The sequence below is a fragment of the Polaribacter pectinis genome (assembly GCF_014352875.1).
GTDB classification, from domain to species: domain Bacteria; phylum Bacteroidota; class Bacteroidia; order Flavobacteriales; family Flavobacteriaceae; genus Polaribacter; species Polaribacter pectinis.
Genome location: NZ_CP060695.1, coordinates 1,886,230 through 1,907,344 on the forward strand (window position 1 = coordinate 1,886,230; position 21,115 = coordinate 1,907,344).

The window sequence follows — 21,115 nt, forward strand, 5'->3', positions numbered from 1 at the left end:
TTTTAGATTGTTTTACAACCTGATTTACACATGCTTTGATAGCATAAAATCTCTGAATTATGAAAAAACTGACAACATTATTAATGATATTATTATTTTCTTCTCTAACAAATGCTCAAAACAACTTTGACAATCTTTGGCTTAAAGTCCAAAAATTAGAGGTTGACAATTTGCCAAAATCGGCATTAGAAATCGTTGAAGAAATATATACAAAAGCAGAAAAAGAAAACAACTCGCCACAAATTATAAAAGCGCTTTTTTACAAAAGTAAATTCTCTTTAACATTAGAAGAAGATGCGCAATTAAAAGTGATTAATTCGTTTAAAAAACACATTGCTAAAAGTAACTTCCCAACAGAAAACGTTTTAGAAAATATATTAGCAAACTTGTATTGGCAATACTTTACACAAAACAGATATAAATTTTACAACCGAACAAAAACAGAAAATAAAGTAGATGAAACTGATTTTAGAACTTGGGATTTAGACACACTTTTTAAAGAAATTCATTGTCATTTTGAAGCTTCTTTAGAGAATGCAACACAACTTCAAAATACAGCTATTTACGACTTTGCTCCTATTCTAGAAGTACAAAAAGGAGCAAAAACATACAGACCAACTTTGTATGATTTCTTGGCAAATAATGCATTAGACTTTTATAAAACTTCAGAAACTTCTATTACAAAACCAACGTATCAATTTCATCTAGATAACATTACTTATTTAAGTGATCTTACTACTTTCTCTAAACTTAATTTGGTATCTGAAGATAGTTTATCTCTTCAATTTAATGCTTTAAAAATCTACCAAAAACTAATTCAGTTTCATTTAAAAAGCAACAATTTACAAGCTTTAGTTGCTGCCGATTTAAATAGAATAGAATTTGTAAACCTTCATGGAACTTTTAGTAATAAAAAAGAAACGCTGTCTGCAACATTTCATAAATCTTATGCAAATTATAAGAACAATGAAGTTGGTGGTTTGTATGCTTTTGAAATTGCAAAAAACCACAGAGAAGTTTCTGAAAACAAATTAGCAATAGCTATTTGCGATGATGTTATTAAAAAATTTCCAAAAAGTTTAGCAGCTAGAAAATGCACTATTCTAAAAAACCAAATAGAGCAAACTTCTTTAAAAATTACTACTGAAGAATACATTCCTATTCATACGAATAGTAGATTGTTAATCAATTATAAAAATATTGATAAACTGTTTTTTACAGCTTATAAAATTTCGCAAGAGCAATTAACTACATTCCATAAAACCTATCAATTTAAAGATAAATTGAAATTAATTACTTCTTTTGAAAAAGTAAAAAACTGGCAAGATGCTTTAAGAAACGAAGAAGATTATTTACAACATACCACAGAAACAATTCTGCCGAAGTTCGAAAACGGAATGTATTTAATTTTAGCGTCTGAAAGTGAAGATTTAAAAGAAGATAAAATCTACGGAACTACAACCTTACAAGCTACAAATTTAACGTTAATTGAAAATAATTTCGATAACAAACACAACTATCAAATAGTAGATAGAAACACAGGAAAACCAATTAAAGGTGCTGAAATTCATATTAAAAATGAAAGAAAATATAGAGGTGATTATATAAATAAAAAACTTATTACGGACAAAAACGGATTTGCTTCTTTTAAAGCTAAAACTTACTATCAAAATGTAACAATTTCTGTAAAAACAAAAGATGATGTTGCTTCTTTTGGAAATCATTATTTAAGAGAAAATAATAGAAATTACAGTAATAATTATGATAAAAAAATAAGAATAAAACCTTTTATTTTTACGGATAGAAGTATTTACAGACCAGGACAAATTGTGTATTTTAAAGCAATTGTTCTAAAAAAACAAGGAGAAAAATCGGAAGTTTTTAAAAATGAATTTGTAGAAGTTACCTTATTTGATGTAAACAATCAAGTAGTTAAAACACTCGATTTAAAACTGAATGAATTTGGTTCTGTGGCTGGAGAATTTATAATTCCTAACAATGGTTTAACTGGGGAATTTAGCATAGAAATCGATGAAAATTTTGGACATGATAGTAAATTTTATGACAAAGTCAATTATGATTTCAACTATAATGAACATTTTTTTTCAGTTGAAGAGTATAAAAGACCAAAATTCGAAACTGAATTCAAACCTATAAATGAAACCTTTAAAATTAACGATTCTATTACTGTAAAAGGTTTTGCTAAAGCCTTTTCTGGCGCAACAATTACTGATGCCAAAGTGGTATATAGAGTTCACAGAAAAGTGCAATACCCAAGTTGGTATTATTGGCGAAGACCAAATGTGGGTTCAGAATCTCAAGAAATTACCAATGGAGAAACGATAACAAATGATAAAGGAGAATTTGAGATTATTTTTAAAGCAATTCCAGATAAAAGTGTTTCTAAAGAGAGTTTGCCAGTTTTTAATTATGAAATAACAGCAGATGTTACAGATATTAATGGCGAGACAAGAAGCGCAACAAGCCTTGTAAAAGTTGGTTATCATAGTTTACTTGCGTCTGTTTCAATTGATGACAAAATTGATAAAAATGCAGATGAAAACAAGATAACTATTGATACAAAAAACTTAAACGGAGAATTTGTACCTGCAAAAGGAAGTATAAAAATTTACAAATTAATTGCTCCTGAAAATCCGTTAAGAAAAAGACCTTGGAATGCACCAGAATATCAAGACATTCCTGAAAACGAGTTTCGCAAACTCTTTCCAAATGACCCTTACACTAATGATGAAGCTGATGCACAAAACTGGAAAAAAGGGAACATTGTTTTCAATACTAAATTTGATACAGAAGCTTCAAAAGAAATCATTTTAAAGAATACAAAAAAATGGATTTCCGGTAAATATATAATCATTTTAGAAAGTGAAGACAAATTCGGTCAAAAAGTAAAAGACGAAAATAGATTCAATGTTTTTTCAACTAAAGAAACTGCAATTGCAGACAATAAATTGTTTGTAATTAATACTGATAAAACATTTTATAAAATTGGGGATGTTGTTGAACTACAAATTGGTTCTGCTTCTAAAAACATGACTGTTATTATACAAACTGAAAAAAATCATACAATAGTAGAAACTTGTTTGTACAAATTAAATAACAAAACTAAAACAATAAAAATACCCGTAAAAAAAGATGATTTAGGCGGGTTTGCTGTAAAATATCATTTTGTGAATTACAATTATTTCGAAAGTGGAAGTTTATTAATTAATGTTCCTGAAGTAATAGAAAACATAGCAGTAGAAACCAATATTTTTAGAGATAAATTACAACCTGGGCAAGATGAAACTTGGAGTTTCAGTATAAAAAATGACAAAAATGATGCAGTTGCAGCAGAAGTTTTAGCTTCTATGTATGATGCCTCATTAGACGAATTTAAATCTCATAATTGGAGTTTTAATCCTGTATCATCAAAGCAACCTTACTATTCGTATTCTAGAAGTAACGCAAACCATAGTTTTAGAAATACGTATTTTCAAATTAAAAATAATCAAAGAAACTATTACAATTTCCCTACTATAAGACATGATACCTACAATTGGTTTGGATTTAGTTTTAACAACTGGGATCAAAGAAATTATTTAAGAAAAGTAAAAACTAAATTAGAAAGTACTAGAAAAGATTTTGATGGAACCATTACTGGAATTGTTGAAGACGAATCTGGAGCTTTACCTGGAGTTTCTATCGTAATAAACGGAACTACTTTTGGCACAGAAACAGATTTTGATGGTTTTTACTCCATAAAAATTAAAAAAGGAGACGTTTTAACTTTTGGATATTTAGGCTATCTATCTAAACAAGTTGTAGTTGACAAGCAAACACATTTGAATGTTAAGTTAGAAGAAAGTGCAGAACATTTAGAAGAAGTTGTAGTAACAGGTTATGGAACTATAAACAAAAGACACCTTTCTAGCGCTGTAAGTATAATAGAGTCTGAATCTATTGAAGGTAAAGTTGCTGGAGTTGAAAGTGATGAGCTTTCAGAAAATGTAATTATAAGAGGGTTAGGAAGTCTTTCTGGAGCAAACAAACCTTTATATGTTATTGATGGAGTTATTGTAGATACAATGAATTTAAGTCCAAATGAAATTGCAGAAATGAATGTTTTAAAAGACGAAGCTGCAACTTCTTTATACGGTGCAAAAGCTGCAAATGGAGTTGTAATAATTACAACAAAATCTGGACAAGCAAAATTGAATAAGGAACTTTCTCAAGTACAAGCTCGTAAGAATTTTAAAGAAACTGCTTTCTTTTTTCCTCAATTAAAAACTGATAAAGATGGTAAAGTAAGTTTTTCATTTACAATGCCAGAAGCACTTACAAAATGGAAATTACAATTATTAGCACATACTAAAACATTAAAATCAACAACAAAAACACTAACAACTGTAACTCAAAAAGAATTAATGGTGGTACCAAATGCACCACGTTTTTTAAGAGAAGGAGATAAAATTGTGTTATCTGCAAAAATTACAAATTTGACCAATAACAAATTGTCTGGTTTCGCAAAACTGATTTTAACAGATGCAATTACAGGAAAAGAGATTAATGAAGATTTAGAAAACACAGATTCAAACAAGAATTTTTCTGTTGATAAAGATGGAAACACCAATGTTTCTTGGAACCTATCAATTCCTGAAACTGTGCAAGCTGTACAATATAAAATTGTGGCAAAAGCTGGTGATTTTTCTGACGGAGAACAAAATGTGTTACCGGTTTTATCTAATAGAATGTTGGTTACAGAAACGGTTCCTATGTGGGTTCGTTCTAACCAAACCAAAACTTTTACGTTAGATAAATTGAAAAATAATACTTCTTCAACTTTAAAAAATCACAAGTTGACTTTAGAAATGACGTCTAATCCTGTTTGGTATGCCATACAATCTTTGCCATATTTAATGGAATATCCTTATGAATGTGCAGAACAAACATTCTCTAGATATTACGCAAATACATTGGCGAGTTTTGTGGCGAATTCCAACCCAAGAATTCAAGAAGTTTTTAATGCTTGGAAATCTTCAGACGCATTATTATCTAATTTGGAGAAAAATCAAGAATTAAAATCATTGATTATTCAAGAAACGCCTTGGTTAAGAGATGCTCAATCGGAAACCGAGCAAAAGAAACGAATTGCCTTATTATTCGATTTGAATAAAATGAAAAATGAACAGCAAAAAGCTATTAATAAACTAGAGGAAATACAGCTGAATTCTGGAGGATTTCCTTGGTTTAAAGGCGGAAGATATGAGAGCAATTTTATTACACAACATATTGCTACTGGTTTTGGTCATTTACAAAAATTAGGAGTTACTGATTTTGATACATCAACAAAAAAAATGATTGAAAAATCTGTAAAATTTTTAGATAACGAATTGTTAGAAAACTATAATAAACTACTAGAAAGAGCTGAAGAAATTAAACAAAGAGCGAAGACAAAAAAGAAAGGTGAACAAGAATATACAGCCTATCTAGCGAAAAATCACTTGAGTTATTTTACCATTCAATATTTATACATGCGTAGTTTTTATGATACTATTTCTATAAATGATAAACTAAAAACTGCTGTTGATTATTACAGAAATCAATCTGCTGAATATTGGAACGATTATAATTTATATGCAAAAGGACAAATTGCATTATCGCTTTTTAGAACTGATAAAAAACAAGTTGCAAACAAGATTTTAAAATCGTTGAAAGAAAATTCAATCACTTCAGATGAATTAGGAATGTATTGGAAAACCAACACTGCTGGTTATTACTATTATGAAGCTCCTGTTGAAACACAAGCATTAATGATAGAGGTGTTTTCTGAAATCGAAAATGACACAAAAACTATTGATAATCTAAAAATTTGGTTACTAAAAAACAAGCAAACAAATCGTTGGAAAACAACAAAAGCAACTACAGAAGCTGTGTATGCTTTATTATTGAATGGAAGTGATTGGGTTTCAGTTACAGAAATGGTAGACATTAAAATTGGTGATCAAAATATAAATCCGTCTAAATTAGAAGGTGTAAAAGTAGAAGCTGGAACTGGTTATTTTAAAACATCTTGGAATGGATCTGAAATAAAACCAAATATGAGCGAAGTTACCATCAATAAAAAAGGAAACGGAATTGCTTGGGGAGGTTTGTATTGGCAATATTTTGAAGATTTAGACAAAATTACTTCTGCAGAAACTCCGCTTAAATTAAATAAGAAACTATTCAAAAAAGTAAATACAAATGCAGGAAAAGAATTGCAAGAAATTACAAAAAACACCAATTTAAAAGTAGGAGATTTAATTACTGTAAGAATTGAGTTACGTTCAGATAGAGATATGGAATTTATTCACATGAAAGACATGAGAGCTTCTGGAGTAGAACCAATTAACGTACTTTCTAAATACAAGTGGCAAGACAATTTAGGGTATTATGAAAGTACAAAAGATGCTGCTACTAATTTCTTTTTCGATCGTTTACCAAAAGGAGTTTACATTTTTGAATATGATGTTAGAGTTAATAATGCTGGTGATTTTAGCAACGGAATTACAACCATACAAAGTATGTATGCTCCAGAATTTAGCAGTCATTCTAAAGGAGTTCGTTTAACAGTTGAAAAATAAAACTCATTTGTATCAATTTATATTCTAAATGAGTTCATTCGAATGGAATTATAAGTCTAATTTTGTGGTTCAATCACAATAAAATATAAATTATGAAAAAAACACTTTTAATTATAGGTCTTATAGTAGCTGGAGCATTTTCAGCAAATGCACAAAGTATTTCTAAAAACGCGATTGGTTTACGTTTGGGTGACAATGATGGTTTTGGAGGAGAAATTTCTTACCAAAGAGCATTGGGTGACAATAACAGATTAGAAATAGATTTAGGTTTAAGAGACAACAATAATTACGACGGTTTTAAAGCTACTGGTCTTTACCAATGGGTTTGGAATATTGATGGTGGTTTTAACTGGTACGCAGGTGTTGGTGGTGGTTTAGGTAACTACAGTGGAAAAGACAACAACAATAATTTTTCTGAAACTTTTGTTTTTGCTGCTGGTGATGTTGGAATCGAGTACAACTTTCCTTCTGCACCAATCTTACTTTCATTAGACTTAAGACCAGAATTTGGTTTTGGTAAAACTTTTAATGACTATGATAATGACATCGCATTAAGTATTAGATACCAATTCTAAAACTACATTTTAAAATAAATTAAAAATCCTCTAAAATTATTTTTTAGAGGATTTTCTTTTTTTACTTGCTTTAGCTAACGGATTAAAATCTAATGCTAATTGTAACCAATAATGTAAGTCTTTGTCTAAATCTATGGCTTCATCTGTTAAAAACACAAATCCTTTCATTGGCCTTCCTGTAAAATTCATTTCTTTACAACCAGATTTTCGTAGTGATTCTTTGTAAATATTGGGGTTTATTCTTGCCATAATTTCATCATTATTTACACCAACATACATTTTATCATCTACCATAAATAACAATCCTCCCATCATTTTTTTAGTGATAAAAGAAACACTTTTTTCATTCAAAAACTGAGAAACTCTATCTGATAAATACTCATTATAAGCCATTAATAACTTTTACTTGGTGGATATTCGCTTATTATTTTTTTTATTAGCTGTTGCAAATGCAATTTTCTTTCTTCTGTTTTTCTATTTTCTTTTATGCTAGATGTTAAAGAACCTTCCCAAAATAATTTATTATTTTTTGCTTCAATAAAACGAATACTAATTTCTTCATTTAACTTTTTACCTCCTATTGGTATTCCACCAGAAATTCCAATTCCGCCATTTCTTCCTCCACTTCCTATACCAATTCCAATAGTATTATTACTTCGACTTTCAGAAGTTTTCGCATCAAAATAAATAAAAAAATCTGGGTTAGAATTATAATTCATTCCTGCATTTTTTAACTCACTTTCAATTGCAGTAGTAATTCTTTTAACGTCAAATTCATTTAAACTCTCTCCATTATCTTCATAGAAATCAAACGTTTTATATTTTTTAAAATCAGTTTTAGAATCGTAATCAGAAACTACTTTAGATGTTCCACAACTTATTAAAAATAACAAAAAAATGAACTTTAAATATTTCATAAACTTATTCTTTCTTTTTTTTCTTTCCTCCCATTTCCTCTTCAGTTAACACAACTCTTGTTGGTGTATCTGTACCATTAATAATACTTTCAGTTCCTTTGGCAACGGCTTTTATGGTTTGCGTAATCACTGTCATATTTAAAGTTTCAGCTTCATCAGAAGCTTGGTGATAATCTTTATCTATATCTATGGGTGTTGCAGAAAATGTATGAGCAGGAACACCTAATCTTGCTAATGATGCATTGTCTGATCTAAAAAATAAATTATATTTAGGATATGGATCTGCGAATAATTGATAACCAGAACCTTCTAAATTCTTCTGAACAATCTTTCCAAAATCTGAACGATCAAAACCAGATAACCAAGCGGTATTTGGACCAGAATTTGGTACTTTTCCAATCATTTCTAAATTAATTCCTGCTATAAATTTACTAGCATCTATACCTTTACCAAAATGTGTAGAACCAACTAACCCCATTTCTTCAGCAGTAAATGCTATAAAAACAATGGTTCTTTCGTTTTCTCCTTTATCTTTAAAATATTCAGCTAAAGCCAAAACTCCAGTTACACCAGAAGCATCATCATTTGCACCATTGTATATACTATCTAATTGTCCTTCTTTTTTTCTAATTCCTAAATGATCATAATGGGCAGAAACAATAACATATTCATCCTTTTTGCTCTTTCCTTCCAAAACACCAATAATGTTACTTGTGGTAATATCTTCTTTAGTTCTTCTGTTGGTAAATGTAAAAGTTTGTCTGTAATCTTTTAAAGTATCATAGGTTTTAAGCCCTATTCTTTTAAACTCATTTTCTATATATTTTGCAGCTTTTTCAATTCCTGGAGTTCCTGTCATTCTACCTTCCATATCATCTGAAGCCAATGTATAAAGGTGTTTTTTAACTGTTACAGAATCAATAGTTGCTATTTTTTTCTCAACTTTTGATGCTTTAACTTTCTCTTTACAAGAAAATACAACTGCAAAAAGGGCAATATAAATAAGGTTTAATTTTTTCATTTTATTTGAGTTTTAAAAGCATAAATATAGCTAATTTAATTTCGTATTTTTGTTGAAAATTTTTACAAATGATTTTATCTGAAATTCCGAATATAAAACACACAAATTCAAATAACTTTTTTCTATTAGCTGGTCCTTGTGCAATTGAAGGCGAAGAAATGGCAATGAGAATTGCTGAAAGAGTAATTACAATTACCGATAAATTAGAAATTCCTTATATTTTTAAAGGAAGTTTTAAAAAAGCAAACAGAAGTAGAATTGATAGTTTTACAGGAATTGGAGACGAAAAAGCATTAAAGATTTTACGCAAAGTTTCCGAAACTTTTGGTGTGCCAACAGTTACAGATATTCACGAAGTTTCAGACGCTGCAAAAGCGGCAGAATATGTAGATGTTTTACAGATACCTGCTTTTTTGGTTCGTCAAACAGATTTAGTGGTTGCAGCTGCAAAAACAGGTAAGGTTGTCAACTTAAAAAAAGGACAATTTATGAGTCCTGCTGCAATGAAACACGCAGTGCAAAAAGTAAAAGATGCTGGCTCTAATAAAGCTTGGATTACAGATAGAGGAACCATGTTTGGTTACCAGGATATGATTGTAGATTTTAGAGGAATTCCAGAAATGCGCGAATTTGCACCCACAATTTTAGATGTTACACATTCTCTGCAACAGCCAAATCAAGTTGCTGGAGTTACTGGTGGAAGACCAGATATGATTGAAACTATTGCCAGAGCAGGAATTGTAAATAACGTAGATGGTTTATTTATAGAAACACATTTCGACCCAGCAAATGCAAAATCTGATGGCGCAAATATGTTACATTTAGACAATTTCGAGCGTTTAATGACAAATTTAGTAGCTATTAGAAAAACGGTTAATAATTTATAATAGTTTTATTTTTTGGGCGTTTTAACAGGCTTTCGCTACTCGCTTTTTTTCTGAAAAAGAAAAAAGAGCTCAAACAGACCGCTCAATCCTTAACGCACTTACTCAATCTCAATAAAAAAATACAAACCCTTTAGAATTAAAATCTAAAGGGTTTATCTTTTTAAAAAAAGGCACAATTTTTGACTAATAAAATTGTTATCCTTTAATAATTATGAAACAACTGCTATTTTTCTTTTTATTTATTTCTATTGCCACAAATTCGCAAGAATTTAAAAAGGTAGATTCTTTGGTTTTAGAATATCCACGATTTTCTAAAGTAGAAGATTTAGCCACTAAAATTGATAGAGATTTTACTTCGGATGAAGATAAAGCCAGAGCTGCATTCTTTTGGTTAGCAAAAAACATAAGGTATAATCTAAAAGAATTTTACAAACCAAGACAAAGAAGTTATAACTTTAGTTATGCAACTGAAGAAGAAAAAAAACAAAAACTGCAAGGTTTAAAAGATGAAATTGTTGCTGAAGCTTTTTTGAATAAAACCGGAGTTTGCGAAGAATACGCCCAAGCTTTTAAAAAAATATGTGATTTATTGGGTTTAGAAGCTGAAGTTATTAAAGGAAATGTTAGAAATGTACCTGATGAAATTGGCAAACCAGAAAGCACAACAAACCACGCTTGGAATGCTGTAAAACTAAATAATAAATGGATTATTTTAGATGCAACTTGGGCTGCAGGTTATGAATATAATGGACGTTGGGTACGTAAGTTTGATAATTATTTTTACAACATTCCCAAAGAAAAAATTTTTAAAACTCATTTACCAGAAGATTCTATTTGGGTATTGCGTTTTGGTAGAATTAGTAAAGAAGAATTTTACAATCAACCTATTTATGGACATTCTTTTTTGACTTCTAGAGCAGAATTAATATCTCCAAAAAAAGGTATCATACCTATTAATTCATCAAAAAATATTGAATTAAAATTTAAAGACTTACCAGTAAATCCCATCATTTATTACACTTTTAAAGGAATGAGATATGCTGAAAAACCCAATATTACAAAAGAAAACAATGTGTTTACTTTAACTATTAAAAATGCACAAAAAAACTCGGAATTAGTTTTATATATAAATAAAGAAGCGGCACTTCAGTTTAAAACAAAATAATTAATCTCTTTTGTAAAACCCTTTATCTTTTAGTTGATGTGCTTCTTCTAATACAGATAATAAAACAGTTTCATTTATATCATCTAAAGATTTGTAACGCAAAGATTTTACAACTTTTCTGTTCTCTGAAATTAAGAATTCGTTGTATTTTGTTAGATGAGCAGAAACCCAAAAAACAACGTCTACATACTTTTTCTTTTTAGATGCATTTAAATAACAAAATGGTTTATCATTTAGATAATAAAAGGGTATTTTCCATTTAAATTGCAAATCTACTTCTGGAAAACTACCTTCAATTAAAATTTGCAAATGCATTAAAATAGATTTAAAAGGTTCTGGTTGATTTAAAATATATTCTTCTGCTGGTTTCATTTGTTACTATATATTATCGAAAGTTAAAAAATTATGATGAAACAAGAAATTAATTAGAATCATTTTATTATAATAGGTCTTGCTAGTATTCTTATTTGCTTTTATTTATTTACAAGATTTTTTTCAATAAAATATATAAAATGACAACAATTAATTCATTTCTCAAAGACGTATCGTTGGAAAACATTCACATTTAGTTTTTTAAATCCTAATTATTGGTATTCTTCATTTTCTATTTTAGCAATTGCACATATTACTTATGGAGTTGCTATTAGAAATTTATTGAAAATTAAAATTAGATCTTTTACTTATTAAAAACTTCATAAGCTGCAGAAGCAACCTCAACTTTTCCGTTTGAAGATTTAATTGAAGTTAGAATTTTATCAAATAAAATAGATTTTGTGCCTCTTCTAGATTTGTAGTCTACTACGTACCTTAACGTGAAAGTAATCCAGTTTTCATCAAAAGCCATCGTTATCATTGGTTTTACTCTTGCGTTTTCTAAACTGTATGTCCCAATCATTTTATTCCATGCAACTTGAGAAGTTTCAGAAAAATCACCAACTTCATCTTTTAGAATTTCGTAAAATTTCTCTTTCGCATATTGATAATCGCCATCTGTTTTGATAGGAATTGTAATCTCGTCCCACAAAAAAGGAAAGTCTCCAGAATAATTATAAACAGGTTCTTTAAATATAAAACTGTTGGCAACACGTACCATTTTACCATTGTATAAGTCGCCATTTACCCAATCGCCAATTTCCATTAAAGTGGTTCTTAAAATACCAATATCAATAACGTCTCCTTTAATTCCACCTAATTTTACACGATCGCCAACTTTGTAAAAGTTACTTGTAAAAATGGCAATATAACCAGCAATACTCACAATTATTTCTTGTAATGCAAATGCAATCCCTGCTCCTGCAACTCCTAAAGCAGTTCCAAATCCGGAGAGTTTTGCATTAAAAATTAGCATAATTCCAATAACAAAAATGATGTAGCCTAAAAAGTTGACAAACTTTCTCATTTTATATTTAGAAGCATTGTCTGTTGCCAACTTTGTAGCTCCTTTTTGAGCCATTTTTATAACGATGTAAACAACAACAAAAAGTAAAAATACTGATGCTATGTTTACAAAAATAGGATTGTCGAATAATTCAGTAAAGTTCATTTTTTTTAATAGAATTAAAAGAATTCTATGGTAGATTAATTAAAGTAAAAATACTCATTATTTATTTTAAAATGAAAAATAAAATTATTTGATTTTACGAATCAAATCTTCTAATCCATTCAATTGTAGTTCATAAACTAAATGCATTTGTTGCCCTAATTTTCCTTTTGGAAAACCTTTGTTATGATACCAAACAATGTAATGTTCTGGTAAATCAATTAAAAACCTGCCTTTGTATTTTCCAAAAGGCATTTTCATTTTTGATAAATCAATCAGAAACTGTCTATTTTGAAGATTATTCTCTTCCATCTACATAATCTTGTAAGTAAGAAAAACGTTCTGTCAGTTTTCCGTTTTCTGTCATTTTTGCACGTTCTAAAACGCCATCTTTATCATTATTGAAAAAAGCCGGAATAACATTTTCTAAAAACATTTCTCCAAAACCTTCACTTGCATCTTTTGGTAATTCGCAAGGTAAATTATCTACTGCCATAACTACAATAGCATTATCATCTTTAAAATTTACTTCGGTTTCTGTTGTAGGATTGTAACCATAAATTGGTTCTGCAATTGTAGATGGTCTAATGGTTGAAGCTACTGGTCCATCAATATCACAAGAAATATCTGCAACAAACTTTATATTAAAATCTGCAGATTTTGCATCTTCTCTGGTAAATAAATAAGGTGCTCCATCTCCATAAAAATGCCCAGCAATAAAGAAATCTGTTACTTTTGCAAAGCGCATAAAGTTAGATTCATATTTTTCTGGATGGTTATAAAAATCGGAATTATCTATAACTTTACCATCTTTTCGTTTGTTATAATCTAAAACATCTACTAAACAATATACTGGCTCTTGGTAAGTATTGTTTAAATATTCTTCGGTTGTAACTTCTAAAATATTCATAGCATCTAACATTTCTTTAGCTCCATAAGCTACTTTACCATTTCCTGTTAAAAGAATTTTAATATTAGAAAGTGCTATATTTTGAAGTTGTTCTATTAATTCTTGCTGACTGTCTAAAATTTCTGCTTTTGGTAATTGAAAAGCGCCACTTTTTAAACCAATGGCTCTAAAACCATTGTAAGCACCAACAATTCCTGCATAACGTCCAAAACCAATTAAACGTGCGCCATTTTCTTTTACGATGGTTTCATGATCGAACAACTCTATTTTTTTATCTAAAATAGCTTTTAATAAATCTCTATTATAAGGTTGCTTTTTAATAGTGTGACTAAAGAAAAAGTATTTTTTATTCGGAATTAAATTATCTACAGGCACTTCTTTTACACCAAATAAAACATCGCAATCGTCCATTTTTTCAGATACTTGTATTCCTTCACTTTTGTAGGAATCATCTGAAAAAACTCGAATATCTGAACTTTCAACTTTCAAAATTGCTTTTGGAAATTGTTCATGAAATTCTTTTAATTTCTGTGGAGAAAATACAACTCTTCTATCTGGTGGGTTTTTGCGTTCTTTAATAATACCAAACTTCATATATATTGTTTTAATTGGTTCGAAGATATTCGTTTTTTAAGGCTCTTGCAACTATATTTTATGAATCTGCTCTACTTACTTCACTTTCAAGTTTTAAAACATAATCGCCATCTTTTTGTTTGATGTATAATGCTTTATTGCCTTTTTCTCCATTTCTGGTTACTTCTGTTCCTTTAATTGTTTTGGTGGTTTCTTTTGTATAGGTTTCTTCTACTTTACCTTCTGCTGATCCACTACCCCATTTCCAAGTTACTTTTGTTCCTTTTTTAATCATACTTTTTATTTTTTTTGAAGTCTAAAGTTAATAATTAATTCTGTTTTTTTGTCTTAATTATTCTTTAAAACTAACGTTGTTAAACTTATAACTTTTTGTACTTTTGCAGACCGCGTTAAGGATAGAGCGACCTGTTTGAGTTCTTTTGTGAAATGGTAATGGAACAAAAAACGAGTAGCGAAAGCCTGCCTTTAGTTTTAAATGCTTTTAAAACAAAGGAACGCCCAAATTATTGGTATTGTTTTTGATTAAATAATAGTGTTCTTTGAAAAAATAAAATGAAGTTTGATGTGATGCTGAAATAAATTCAGCATTGATTCAATTACGCAAATTAAGTTTTGCTATTTCATTAAGGGGACGACTGGTTTTGACAGCAAGGACAGTGAATTTGTAAGCATATCGAGTTATGAAATAACACTCGTTAAACCTAATTTCAACTTTTTAAACGGCGAAGATAACTACGCTTTAGCTGCATAATCTGAATTAATAGTAAGATTAGCCTCGGCACACAAGGTGTGCAAGCTTTATGTCCACGAAAAGCCTTGGTTTATGGCGTTTCACTTTTGGGCATCGTAAAAATAAACATAGAAAACCTGAAACTTTGGCGGGTTTTTGAAACTAAAGAAGATAAGTTTAAAGTGGATTGTTCTTAATCAGCTTTAGATCGAAAATTAAATAAGAACTAAATATGTAGAAAGCTTTTTGGCTGCTTGTTTGGACCCGAGTTCGATTCTCGGCGTCTCCACAAAATAAAAACTTAATCAACTAACCTATAGTTGATTAGGTTTTTATACACCCTAAAATAATCATTTTTGTGTCCGATTATGTGTCCATTTTCCCTTTAGGCAAACAAATAGATACCGCCTTCCTTAAGTTAAAGAATCTTTAATCCCTATAGTATAACTTTTAAAAATTAAAATTACATTATGGTTATTTAATCAATTTATTTCTTAAAAATTAAAGATAATAATCAAAAAAAAAATACAAAAAATTTATAAATAAGTAGTAGTTTTTTTCTTTATTACAAAGCAATAAAATAAATTGCAATGTAAAATTTTTCAATTAAAAGTTAAATATGAAAAAAGGAGATAAAGAAAGCTCAATAGAAGTTTTAATTACAAATATTTTATTGGATATTGATAGATCATCAGATAGAAAAATATCGGAATGCAAATTAGACTTAGCCACATTCAATAGCAAAGAAAAAACTCTAGAATATATAGAACTTGAAAAATCAACCATAAGAAAATCACTTAAGGAGACACCATATAAAAACAGAACATCAATAGATCTATATTTAGAATATCTCCAACAAAATCCATTGGATGTCATTTTAAGAAGAAAAGCTATTAAAAATTTCTTATATAATTGTATAATTCTTTATGGTAATGACGAATCAGCACAAACTTTTTTTAACAGTTTTAACTACAGAAAACAGGGGAAAATAGAAATCGTAAAAAGTATAGTAACTAGAGCTACTCTTTTAGAGTATAATGCTTTTTTAAATAATGAAAGAAATAAAGTCAACGAAGAAAACTTTGAAGGAATAATTTCACATAATAATCAATTAGAATGGCTTGGTTCTAAAACAGAATTAGTAGAACTAATAAAAGCACTAGTAGAAACAGAAAGTATTAAAGGATCACAAAAAGACATAGCCAATATTATCGGAAATCTCTTTGGAATTAATTTTAAGAATTTCTCACAAAATGTTCAGAAAATAACCGGAAAAATCGCTGGAAATGAAACCACCTTTATTGATAAGTTAAATAAAAACTTTACCACTTTCATAAATAAATCAGAACAAGAAAAAAGAGATACTAGTAAAAAAAGAAAAAAAAACATTAGTTAGTAACTACGTTACTAATCTTTACAAAGTTTCAAAAACTCGCAATTTTGCTGAAATTTAAAATTATTTTACAATGAAGCAAGTACAATTAGTGGGTATTACCCTGGAAGAACACAACTTACCAATCTTTAATTACATCGATAGAAAAATCGAGGAAATAAAAAAACTCTACCAACCCAAAGAACCAACTAAATATCTCACAAGAAAAGAGGTGGCAGAAATGCTATCAGTGGATATCTCTAGCATTCACAATATGAGTAAAAAAGGAGTTCTCCAAAAATACCAAATATCTGGCAGAGTTCTTTATATAAGATCAGAGGTAGAAGCTGCAATTATAAAATTAAAAAAATAATTGACTATGAAAAATTCTATCTCACTAGCTAAAAAAACTCAAAAATCAAATTACCAGGAAACTCCAAGTACAACCCCCAACAGTACTTTAAGCCAAGAACACAGTTTTCCAACAGGAATATTTCCAAAAAATATCCAAAACTTAATAATAAATGCTGAGGAAACTGTTGGTTATAATCCAGAATATTTAAGTGCTGGAATCTTATCTACTTGTGCAACTGCCATTGGTAGTTCCGTAAAATTATTTAACGGATCTTTTGACAACCCTCCTATTTTATGGTTAAACATCATTGGACGTTCAGGAGATGGTAAAACACATCCTTTAAAGTTTGCTAAACAACCCATAGCAGAAATGGATAAAAAAAGCTTTACTAAGTTCCATTCTGATATGCAGAAATATTCTAATTCTGAGGAGAAAAATGAAGAGAAACCCCGTTATATTAAAACTATTCTTAGTGACTTCACTCCAGAAAAACTATCAGAAACCCTTCAGCATAATAAAAAAGGTGTTTTAATTTTTAGAGATGAACTCTTAGGATGGATCAAGAGTTTTGACAAATATAAAAAAGGTGGCGATCAGCAAATGTATTTAGAGTTCTTTAATGGTGATGCCATTTCTGTTGACAGAGTATCTAAGGGGCCTATTCGTGTTGAAAACCCTAATGTAAATATTCTTGGAGGTATGCAACCAGATGTTTTAAAAATGATGGCTGCAAACAACAGAGAAAATGATGGTTTTTTAGCAAGGTTCCTATTCGTTTATCCTCAAATTTTAAAACCAAATATATTTACAGGAAAACAAATAGACACCAATCATTCACAGGACTATGACAAGCTAATTCAAGATTTATTTACAACTGATAATAAAACTTTAAAAACATCAGAAAGCCAAATAGAGATTTATAAGAATTGGCAGAAAGAAAAAGTTAAAGAGTGTCACAATGATGATCTAGAAACATTAATACAATCAAAGCTAGAAGCTTATGTTTGGAGGCTTACTCTAATTCTAGAGATGATAGATCAAACAACGAAAGACAACTTTAGTGATCAGTTATCAGACAAAAGCTTAAATAACGCTATAATATTGGTAGAGTATTTTAGAGAAAATGCACTTCGAGTTTATAACAAGTTGTCTTCTACAAATCCATTGGATAACTTAACTGAAAACAAGCTAGAGCTTTTCAAAGAATTACCCCTGGAGTTCAAAAAAGGAGAGCAATCGGAATTATTTAAAAAGCACAGAGTTACTGGAGGCTCCTTAGCCAGGTTTCTAAATAAAAAAGATCTTTTTATGAGAGTTGATAGTGTTGGGAATTACAAAAAGAAGTTTAAATAAAAAAGTTTAATGTTAAAACTAAGCCACCTATTTAAAAGTAGGTGGTTTTTTACATACTTTACCACCATTTACCAGTAGCTTACCACTTTAAAACTCCTCATAACCCCTACCCCTGTTGAGGTGTACCACTATTACCAGGTTTACCTCCCCTTATAACCTCAGCCAGATGAACACTAAAAATAGTACTTAAACCCATTTTACAAAATCACCCACACTGTACACTATACTATCACTAGGCCTAAGGATGTGGTAAATTGGAAGAAAGTACTTTGTGAGGGGTGGGTCTCTAATTTTTAATCAAAACTATCTATTTAGTTAAGGGTTCTGTATAGGTGGTTTTTTATTGCTCCTTACCACGCTTACCACTCGATTACCACTTCTAACCCCCTATTAAACCCCTACCACTGTTGAGATGTACCAGCATTACCACGATTACCACCTCTATAGATAATAGGATAAAAAATAGAAAGAATTACTTCTTTCTATTTTTCTTTTTTAACCTTCTATAAATGAAATAACTTCACTCATCATTGACTCCCAAGCAAACCAAGCTAGCCAGTTAAAGTACTGAGTTTCATCTGTTGGACTCGGTTTGTTTTCTAATTTTCCACATTCAGTTTCGTACTCATCTAGAATTTGTAAAATTTTCAGATGATGTCTTTTTGCGAACTGGATTGTGTCATTATAAAAAATAAACCCTGGTACTGATCCGCTATTTGCTACATAATAATCTTGTGGATGTTTAATTAATTGTTTCCATTCTATTCCACCTTGCTCTAATAATTTTTTATGGAATTCTGGAAAGGAGCTGTAATTCTCTAAAAATTGTTTTTTACTTAATTTAGACATAATATTTGTTTTATGTCTAAGGGCTTGAACACTTTAATAAGATCCTTAAATAGTATTTTTAAGATTAAAGAAAATCGTTATTATTAGTAAAATTTCATTATCTTGGCTATGCATTTGCTATGAAATCAATTACTATACTACCTAACAGCCATAAAGGCTCTAATATTGTTATGATCAACTTTCCTTTTGATGAGGAAATAAAAAACCATATAAAATTATTAGCTGAAGTAAAATGGAGTAAAACATTAAAATCTTTCTATACTATAGATTCTTCAGATAATAGAAGTTTATTATATAGTCATATCAGATTAAAAAATTGGTTTGTAAATTATGATAAACTAAAAAAACAAGTAACAGCTCCATTAAAAGAAGACTACAAATTGTTGTTACCTACTTTATCTGGCAGCATAACTCTAGAACTATCAAAATTTAAAAAATGGTTGCAGCAAAAAAGGTTAAGTGAAAACACCGTTAACACCTATGTTGAGGTAACAGCTTTCTTTTTACGATATAGGCTGCTAAAAAAAACTGAAAATTACACTGTAAAATTAATTGAGCAGTTTAATTATGATTTTATTTTTCTTGCTAATAGATCTGTTTCTTATCAAAACCAATGTATTAATGGGATTAAAAAATTTCTTGTATTTAAAGGAATTGAAATTAATCAATTAAATATTGAAAGACCCAAAAAAGAGAGACAATTACCCGCAGTTTTAAGTGTTGAAGAAATTAAATCTATCTTTAATAATCTTACAAACCTTAAACATAAAACACTGTTGAGTCTTCTTTATTCTGGGGGGCTTAGAATTGGTGAAGCATTAAATTTAAAAATTACTGATATTGATAGCAAAAGGATGCTAATTCATATTAAACAAGCTAAAGGTAAAAAGGATAGATATACAATATTATCTCATTTGTTTTTAAGACTTTTTAGGGAGTACTATTTAGCATACAAGCCTAAAGTTTTTTTAATTTGAAAGACAAAATGCGAAAAAATATAGTGATACTTGTGCACAAGCCATTTTAAAAAAGCTTTAAAAAACACTAAAATCTCAAAAAAGGTTACATAACATACCTTACGACATACTTTTACCACCCATCTGTTAGAAAACGGAACAGACTTCAGGTACATTCAAGAATTATGGGGTCATTGTAGTCCAAAAACAACAATGATCTATACTCTTGTTACACAAACAAGCCTTAAAAACATTAAAAATCTCTTTGATGAATTGTAGAATAAATTATATTTATAAACACAAATAGTGTTTATAAATATAATTGCAAAACATTAGTATAACCTGCCTAAAAAAGCATACTGATTAAACATAAGCAAATAAACAAGTTGTAAGTAATTTAACCAAGCAGTACTTAATCGAAATAGAAACTGAATGAAAAAGACTTATAGATATTTAAAAGTTCTGATTTTACTCATTCTAATTAATAAAATAATTATTCTGATGTCTAATGACTCAATTTGAAAAGGATAGCGGAAAAGTAATAGATATAGGAGATTTAATGAACACGATGTTTTAGAATTTGACTCAAATCTGAATTGGAATATAATTACAGAAAACGAAAAAACAAATGGAATAATACAATTATTCTAAAACACGTTATAGTTCTCCTCTTTTTCTATCTAAAGATATTTAATACAAACTAAAGAAACACGTTGCCATTCATTGTGACCCGTCCTGAATAAAGGCTACATAATAAAAATAGAAAAAGGAAAAAGGAAAATATTTAACTTATTCAATGATAAGTTTTTTATTTTTGATGGCTATTTTTTTTCTCAATAGACTACTTAAATTATATTGATTTTTCATAACAGTTTATAGATGGAAATTTCGCCTTTTGCAAGAGGAGGAAAATATGATACAATTTGGTTTAAATTAATTGCTATCGGATTTGGAACGATTAGTTTATACTTTGGTTATAAAAGTAAACCACTAAATAAATAAAAAAATAATTTTATTAATCTCAATATTATTACTATTTTTTTTTAATAAGCATAAGTCCTTTTCCTAATTTGGCTAATTGATTATTTTTTCAGAATAAAACATAGATGTTAAGAAAGAAGAGGTTCTCAATTCAGATTTTGAGGGAAAAAGACTGTTGATAACAGTTGATAATTTAAGGGTAAGAACGAGTCCAAATTTAGATGCTGATAAAATTGGAAATCTGGCTATAAATTCTATGGTCGTATTTTTAGACAAAAAATCAGATA

Annotated in this window: 17 protein-coding genes, 1 other RNA gene and 1 pseudogene; 10 read left to right on the forward strand and 9 right to left on the reverse strand. The window is 29.2% G+C overall.

The annotated features are described in order from the left end of the window. Positions 1–59: 59 nt before the first annotated feature. Positions 60–6,623, forward strand: coding sequence for an alpha-2-macroglobulin family protein (locus tag H9W90_RS08640; RefSeq protein WP_187481223.1), 6,564 nt, complete (start codon positions 60–62; stop codon positions 6,621–6,623). Between the two features lie 92 nt (positions 6,624–6,715). Then, a complete protein-coding gene (locus tag H9W90_RS08645; RefSeq protein ID WP_187481224.1) occupies positions 6,716–7,198 on the forward strand; it encodes a hypothetical protein in 483 nt (160 codons plus the stop codon). Between the two features lie 36 nt (positions 7,199–7,234). Here the strand turns inward: H9W90_RS08645 and H9W90_RS08650 are convergent, their stop codons facing one another. Genes H9W90_RS08650 through H9W90_RS08660 form a run of 3 tightly spaced genes read right to left on the reverse strand, consistent with a single transcriptional unit; the run spans position 7,235 to position 9,136 of the window. Next, entirely contained in the window at positions 7,235–7,591 is a 357-nt protein-coding gene (locus H9W90_RS08650) for a TfoX/Sxy family protein (protein ID WP_187481225.1), read from the reverse strand. Then, a complete protein-coding gene (locus H9W90_RS08655; protein ID WP_187481226.1) occupies positions 7,591–8,091 on the reverse strand; it encodes a DUF4136 domain-containing protein in 501 nt (166 codons plus the stop codon). The genes H9W90_RS08650 and H9W90_RS08655 overlap by 1 nt, the downstream gene beginning before the upstream one ends. Positions 8,092–8,119: 28 nt before the next feature. Beyond that, positions 8,120–9,136 carry a M20/M25/M40 family metallo-hydrolase gene (locus tag H9W90_RS08660; RefSeq protein WP_187481227.1) on the reverse strand — a complete coding sequence of 339 codons (1,017 nt, stop codon included), beginning with the start codon at positions 9,134–9,136 and terminating at the stop codon, positions 8,120–8,122. A gap of 68 nt (positions 9,137–9,204) precedes the next feature. Here H9W90_RS08660 and kdsA point away from each other — a divergent pair, with 68 nt between their 5' ends. After that, entirely contained in the window at positions 9,205–10,023 is an 819-nt protein-coding gene (kdsA, locus tag H9W90_RS08665; protein ID WP_187481228.1) for a 3-deoxy-8-phosphooctulonate synthase, read from the forward strand. A 211-nt stretch (positions 10,024–10,234) separates the two neighbouring features. After that, complete coding sequence (locus tag H9W90_RS08670) at positions 10,235–11,188, forward strand: transglutaminase domain-containing protein (RefSeq protein ID WP_187481229.1); 954 nt, start codon at positions 10,235–10,237, stop codon at positions 11,186–11,188. Here the strand turns inward: H9W90_RS08670 and H9W90_RS08675 are convergent, their stop codons facing one another. The 5 genes from H9W90_RS08675 to H9W90_RS08695 form a co-directional block, all read right to left on the reverse strand. Next, positions 11,189–11,560 carry a DUF1801 domain-containing protein gene (locus tag H9W90_RS08675; protein WP_187481230.1) on the reverse strand — a complete coding sequence of 124 codons (372 nt, stop codon included), beginning with the start codon at positions 11,558–11,560 and terminating at the stop codon, positions 11,189–11,191. It lies immediately after the preceding gene. Between the two features lie 304 nt (positions 11,561–11,864). Beyond that, positions 11,865–12,731: a mechanosensitive ion channel family protein gene (locus tag H9W90_RS08680; protein ID WP_187481231.1), complete on the reverse strand. Its 867-nt coding sequence runs from the start codon at positions 12,729–12,731 to the stop codon at positions 11,865–11,867. A gap of 84 nt (positions 12,732–12,815) precedes the next feature. Beyond that, a complete protein-coding gene (locus tag H9W90_RS08685) occupies positions 12,816–13,040 on the reverse strand; it encodes a DUF3820 family protein (RefSeq protein WP_187481232.1) in 225 nt (74 codons plus the stop codon). Next, positions 13,027–14,232: an NAD(P)-dependent oxidoreductase gene (locus tag H9W90_RS08690; protein ID WP_187481233.1), complete on the reverse strand. Its 1,206-nt coding sequence runs from the start codon at positions 14,230–14,232 to the stop codon at positions 13,027–13,029. Before H9W90_RS08690 ends, H9W90_RS08685 begins: the two co-directional genes overlap by 14 nt. Before the next feature lie 58 nt (positions 14,233–14,290). Further along, entirely contained in the window at positions 14,291–14,506 is a 216-nt protein-coding gene (locus H9W90_RS08695; RefSeq protein ID WP_187481234.1) for a hypervirulence associated TUDOR domain-containing protein, read from the reverse strand. Between the two features lie 353 nt (positions 14,507–14,859). On the opposite strand from H9W90_RS08695, the gene ssrA reads away from it, so the two are divergent. The 4 genes from ssrA (at position 14,860) to H9W90_RS08715 (ending at position 18,042) form a co-directional block, all read left to right on the forward strand. Then, positions 14,860–15,254, forward strand: a transfer-messenger RNA (tmRNA) gene (gene ssrA / locus H9W90_RS08700). Between the two features lie 327 nt (positions 15,255–15,581). Then, the gene (locus tag H9W90_RS08705) at positions 15,582–16,358 is read left to right on the forward strand and encodes an RteC domain-containing protein (RefSeq protein ID WP_187481235.1); all 777 of its coding nucleotides are present in this window, start codon (positions 15,582–15,584) and stop codon (positions 16,356–16,358) included. Between the two features lie 70 nt (positions 16,359–16,428). Further along, positions 16,429–16,707: a helix-turn-helix domain-containing protein gene (locus H9W90_RS08710; RefSeq protein WP_187481236.1), complete on the forward strand. Its 279-nt coding sequence runs from the start codon at positions 16,429–16,431 to the stop codon at positions 16,705–16,707. Between the two features lie 6 nt (positions 16,708–16,713). Continuing rightward, positions 16,714–18,042, forward strand: a complete 1,329-nt coding sequence (locus H9W90_RS08715; protein ID WP_187481237.1) for a DUF3987 domain-containing protein — start codon at positions 16,714–16,716, stop codon at positions 18,040–18,042. A 495-nt stretch (positions 18,043–18,537) separates the two neighbouring features. On the opposite strand, the gene H9W90_RS08720 is transcribed toward H9W90_RS08715, so the two are convergent. Continuing rightward, a complete protein-coding gene (locus H9W90_RS08720; protein WP_187481238.1) occupies positions 18,538–18,891 on the reverse strand; it encodes a DUF7222 domain-containing protein in 354 nt (117 codons plus the stop codon). A 170-nt stretch (positions 18,892–19,061) separates the two neighbouring features. Here H9W90_RS08720 and H9W90_RS08725 point away from each other — a divergent pair. After that, positions 19,062–20,126: pseudogene (locus H9W90_RS08725) on the forward strand (phage lytic cycle repressor MrpR family protein). 600 nt (positions 20,127–20,726) lie between these two features. Next, on the forward strand, positions 20,727–20,849 hold the full coding sequence (locus tag H9W90_RS15490; protein WP_302849805.1) for a hypothetical protein: 123 nt from the start codon (positions 20,727–20,729) through the stop codon (positions 20,847–20,849). Positions 20,850–21,115: the final 266 nt, after the last annotated feature.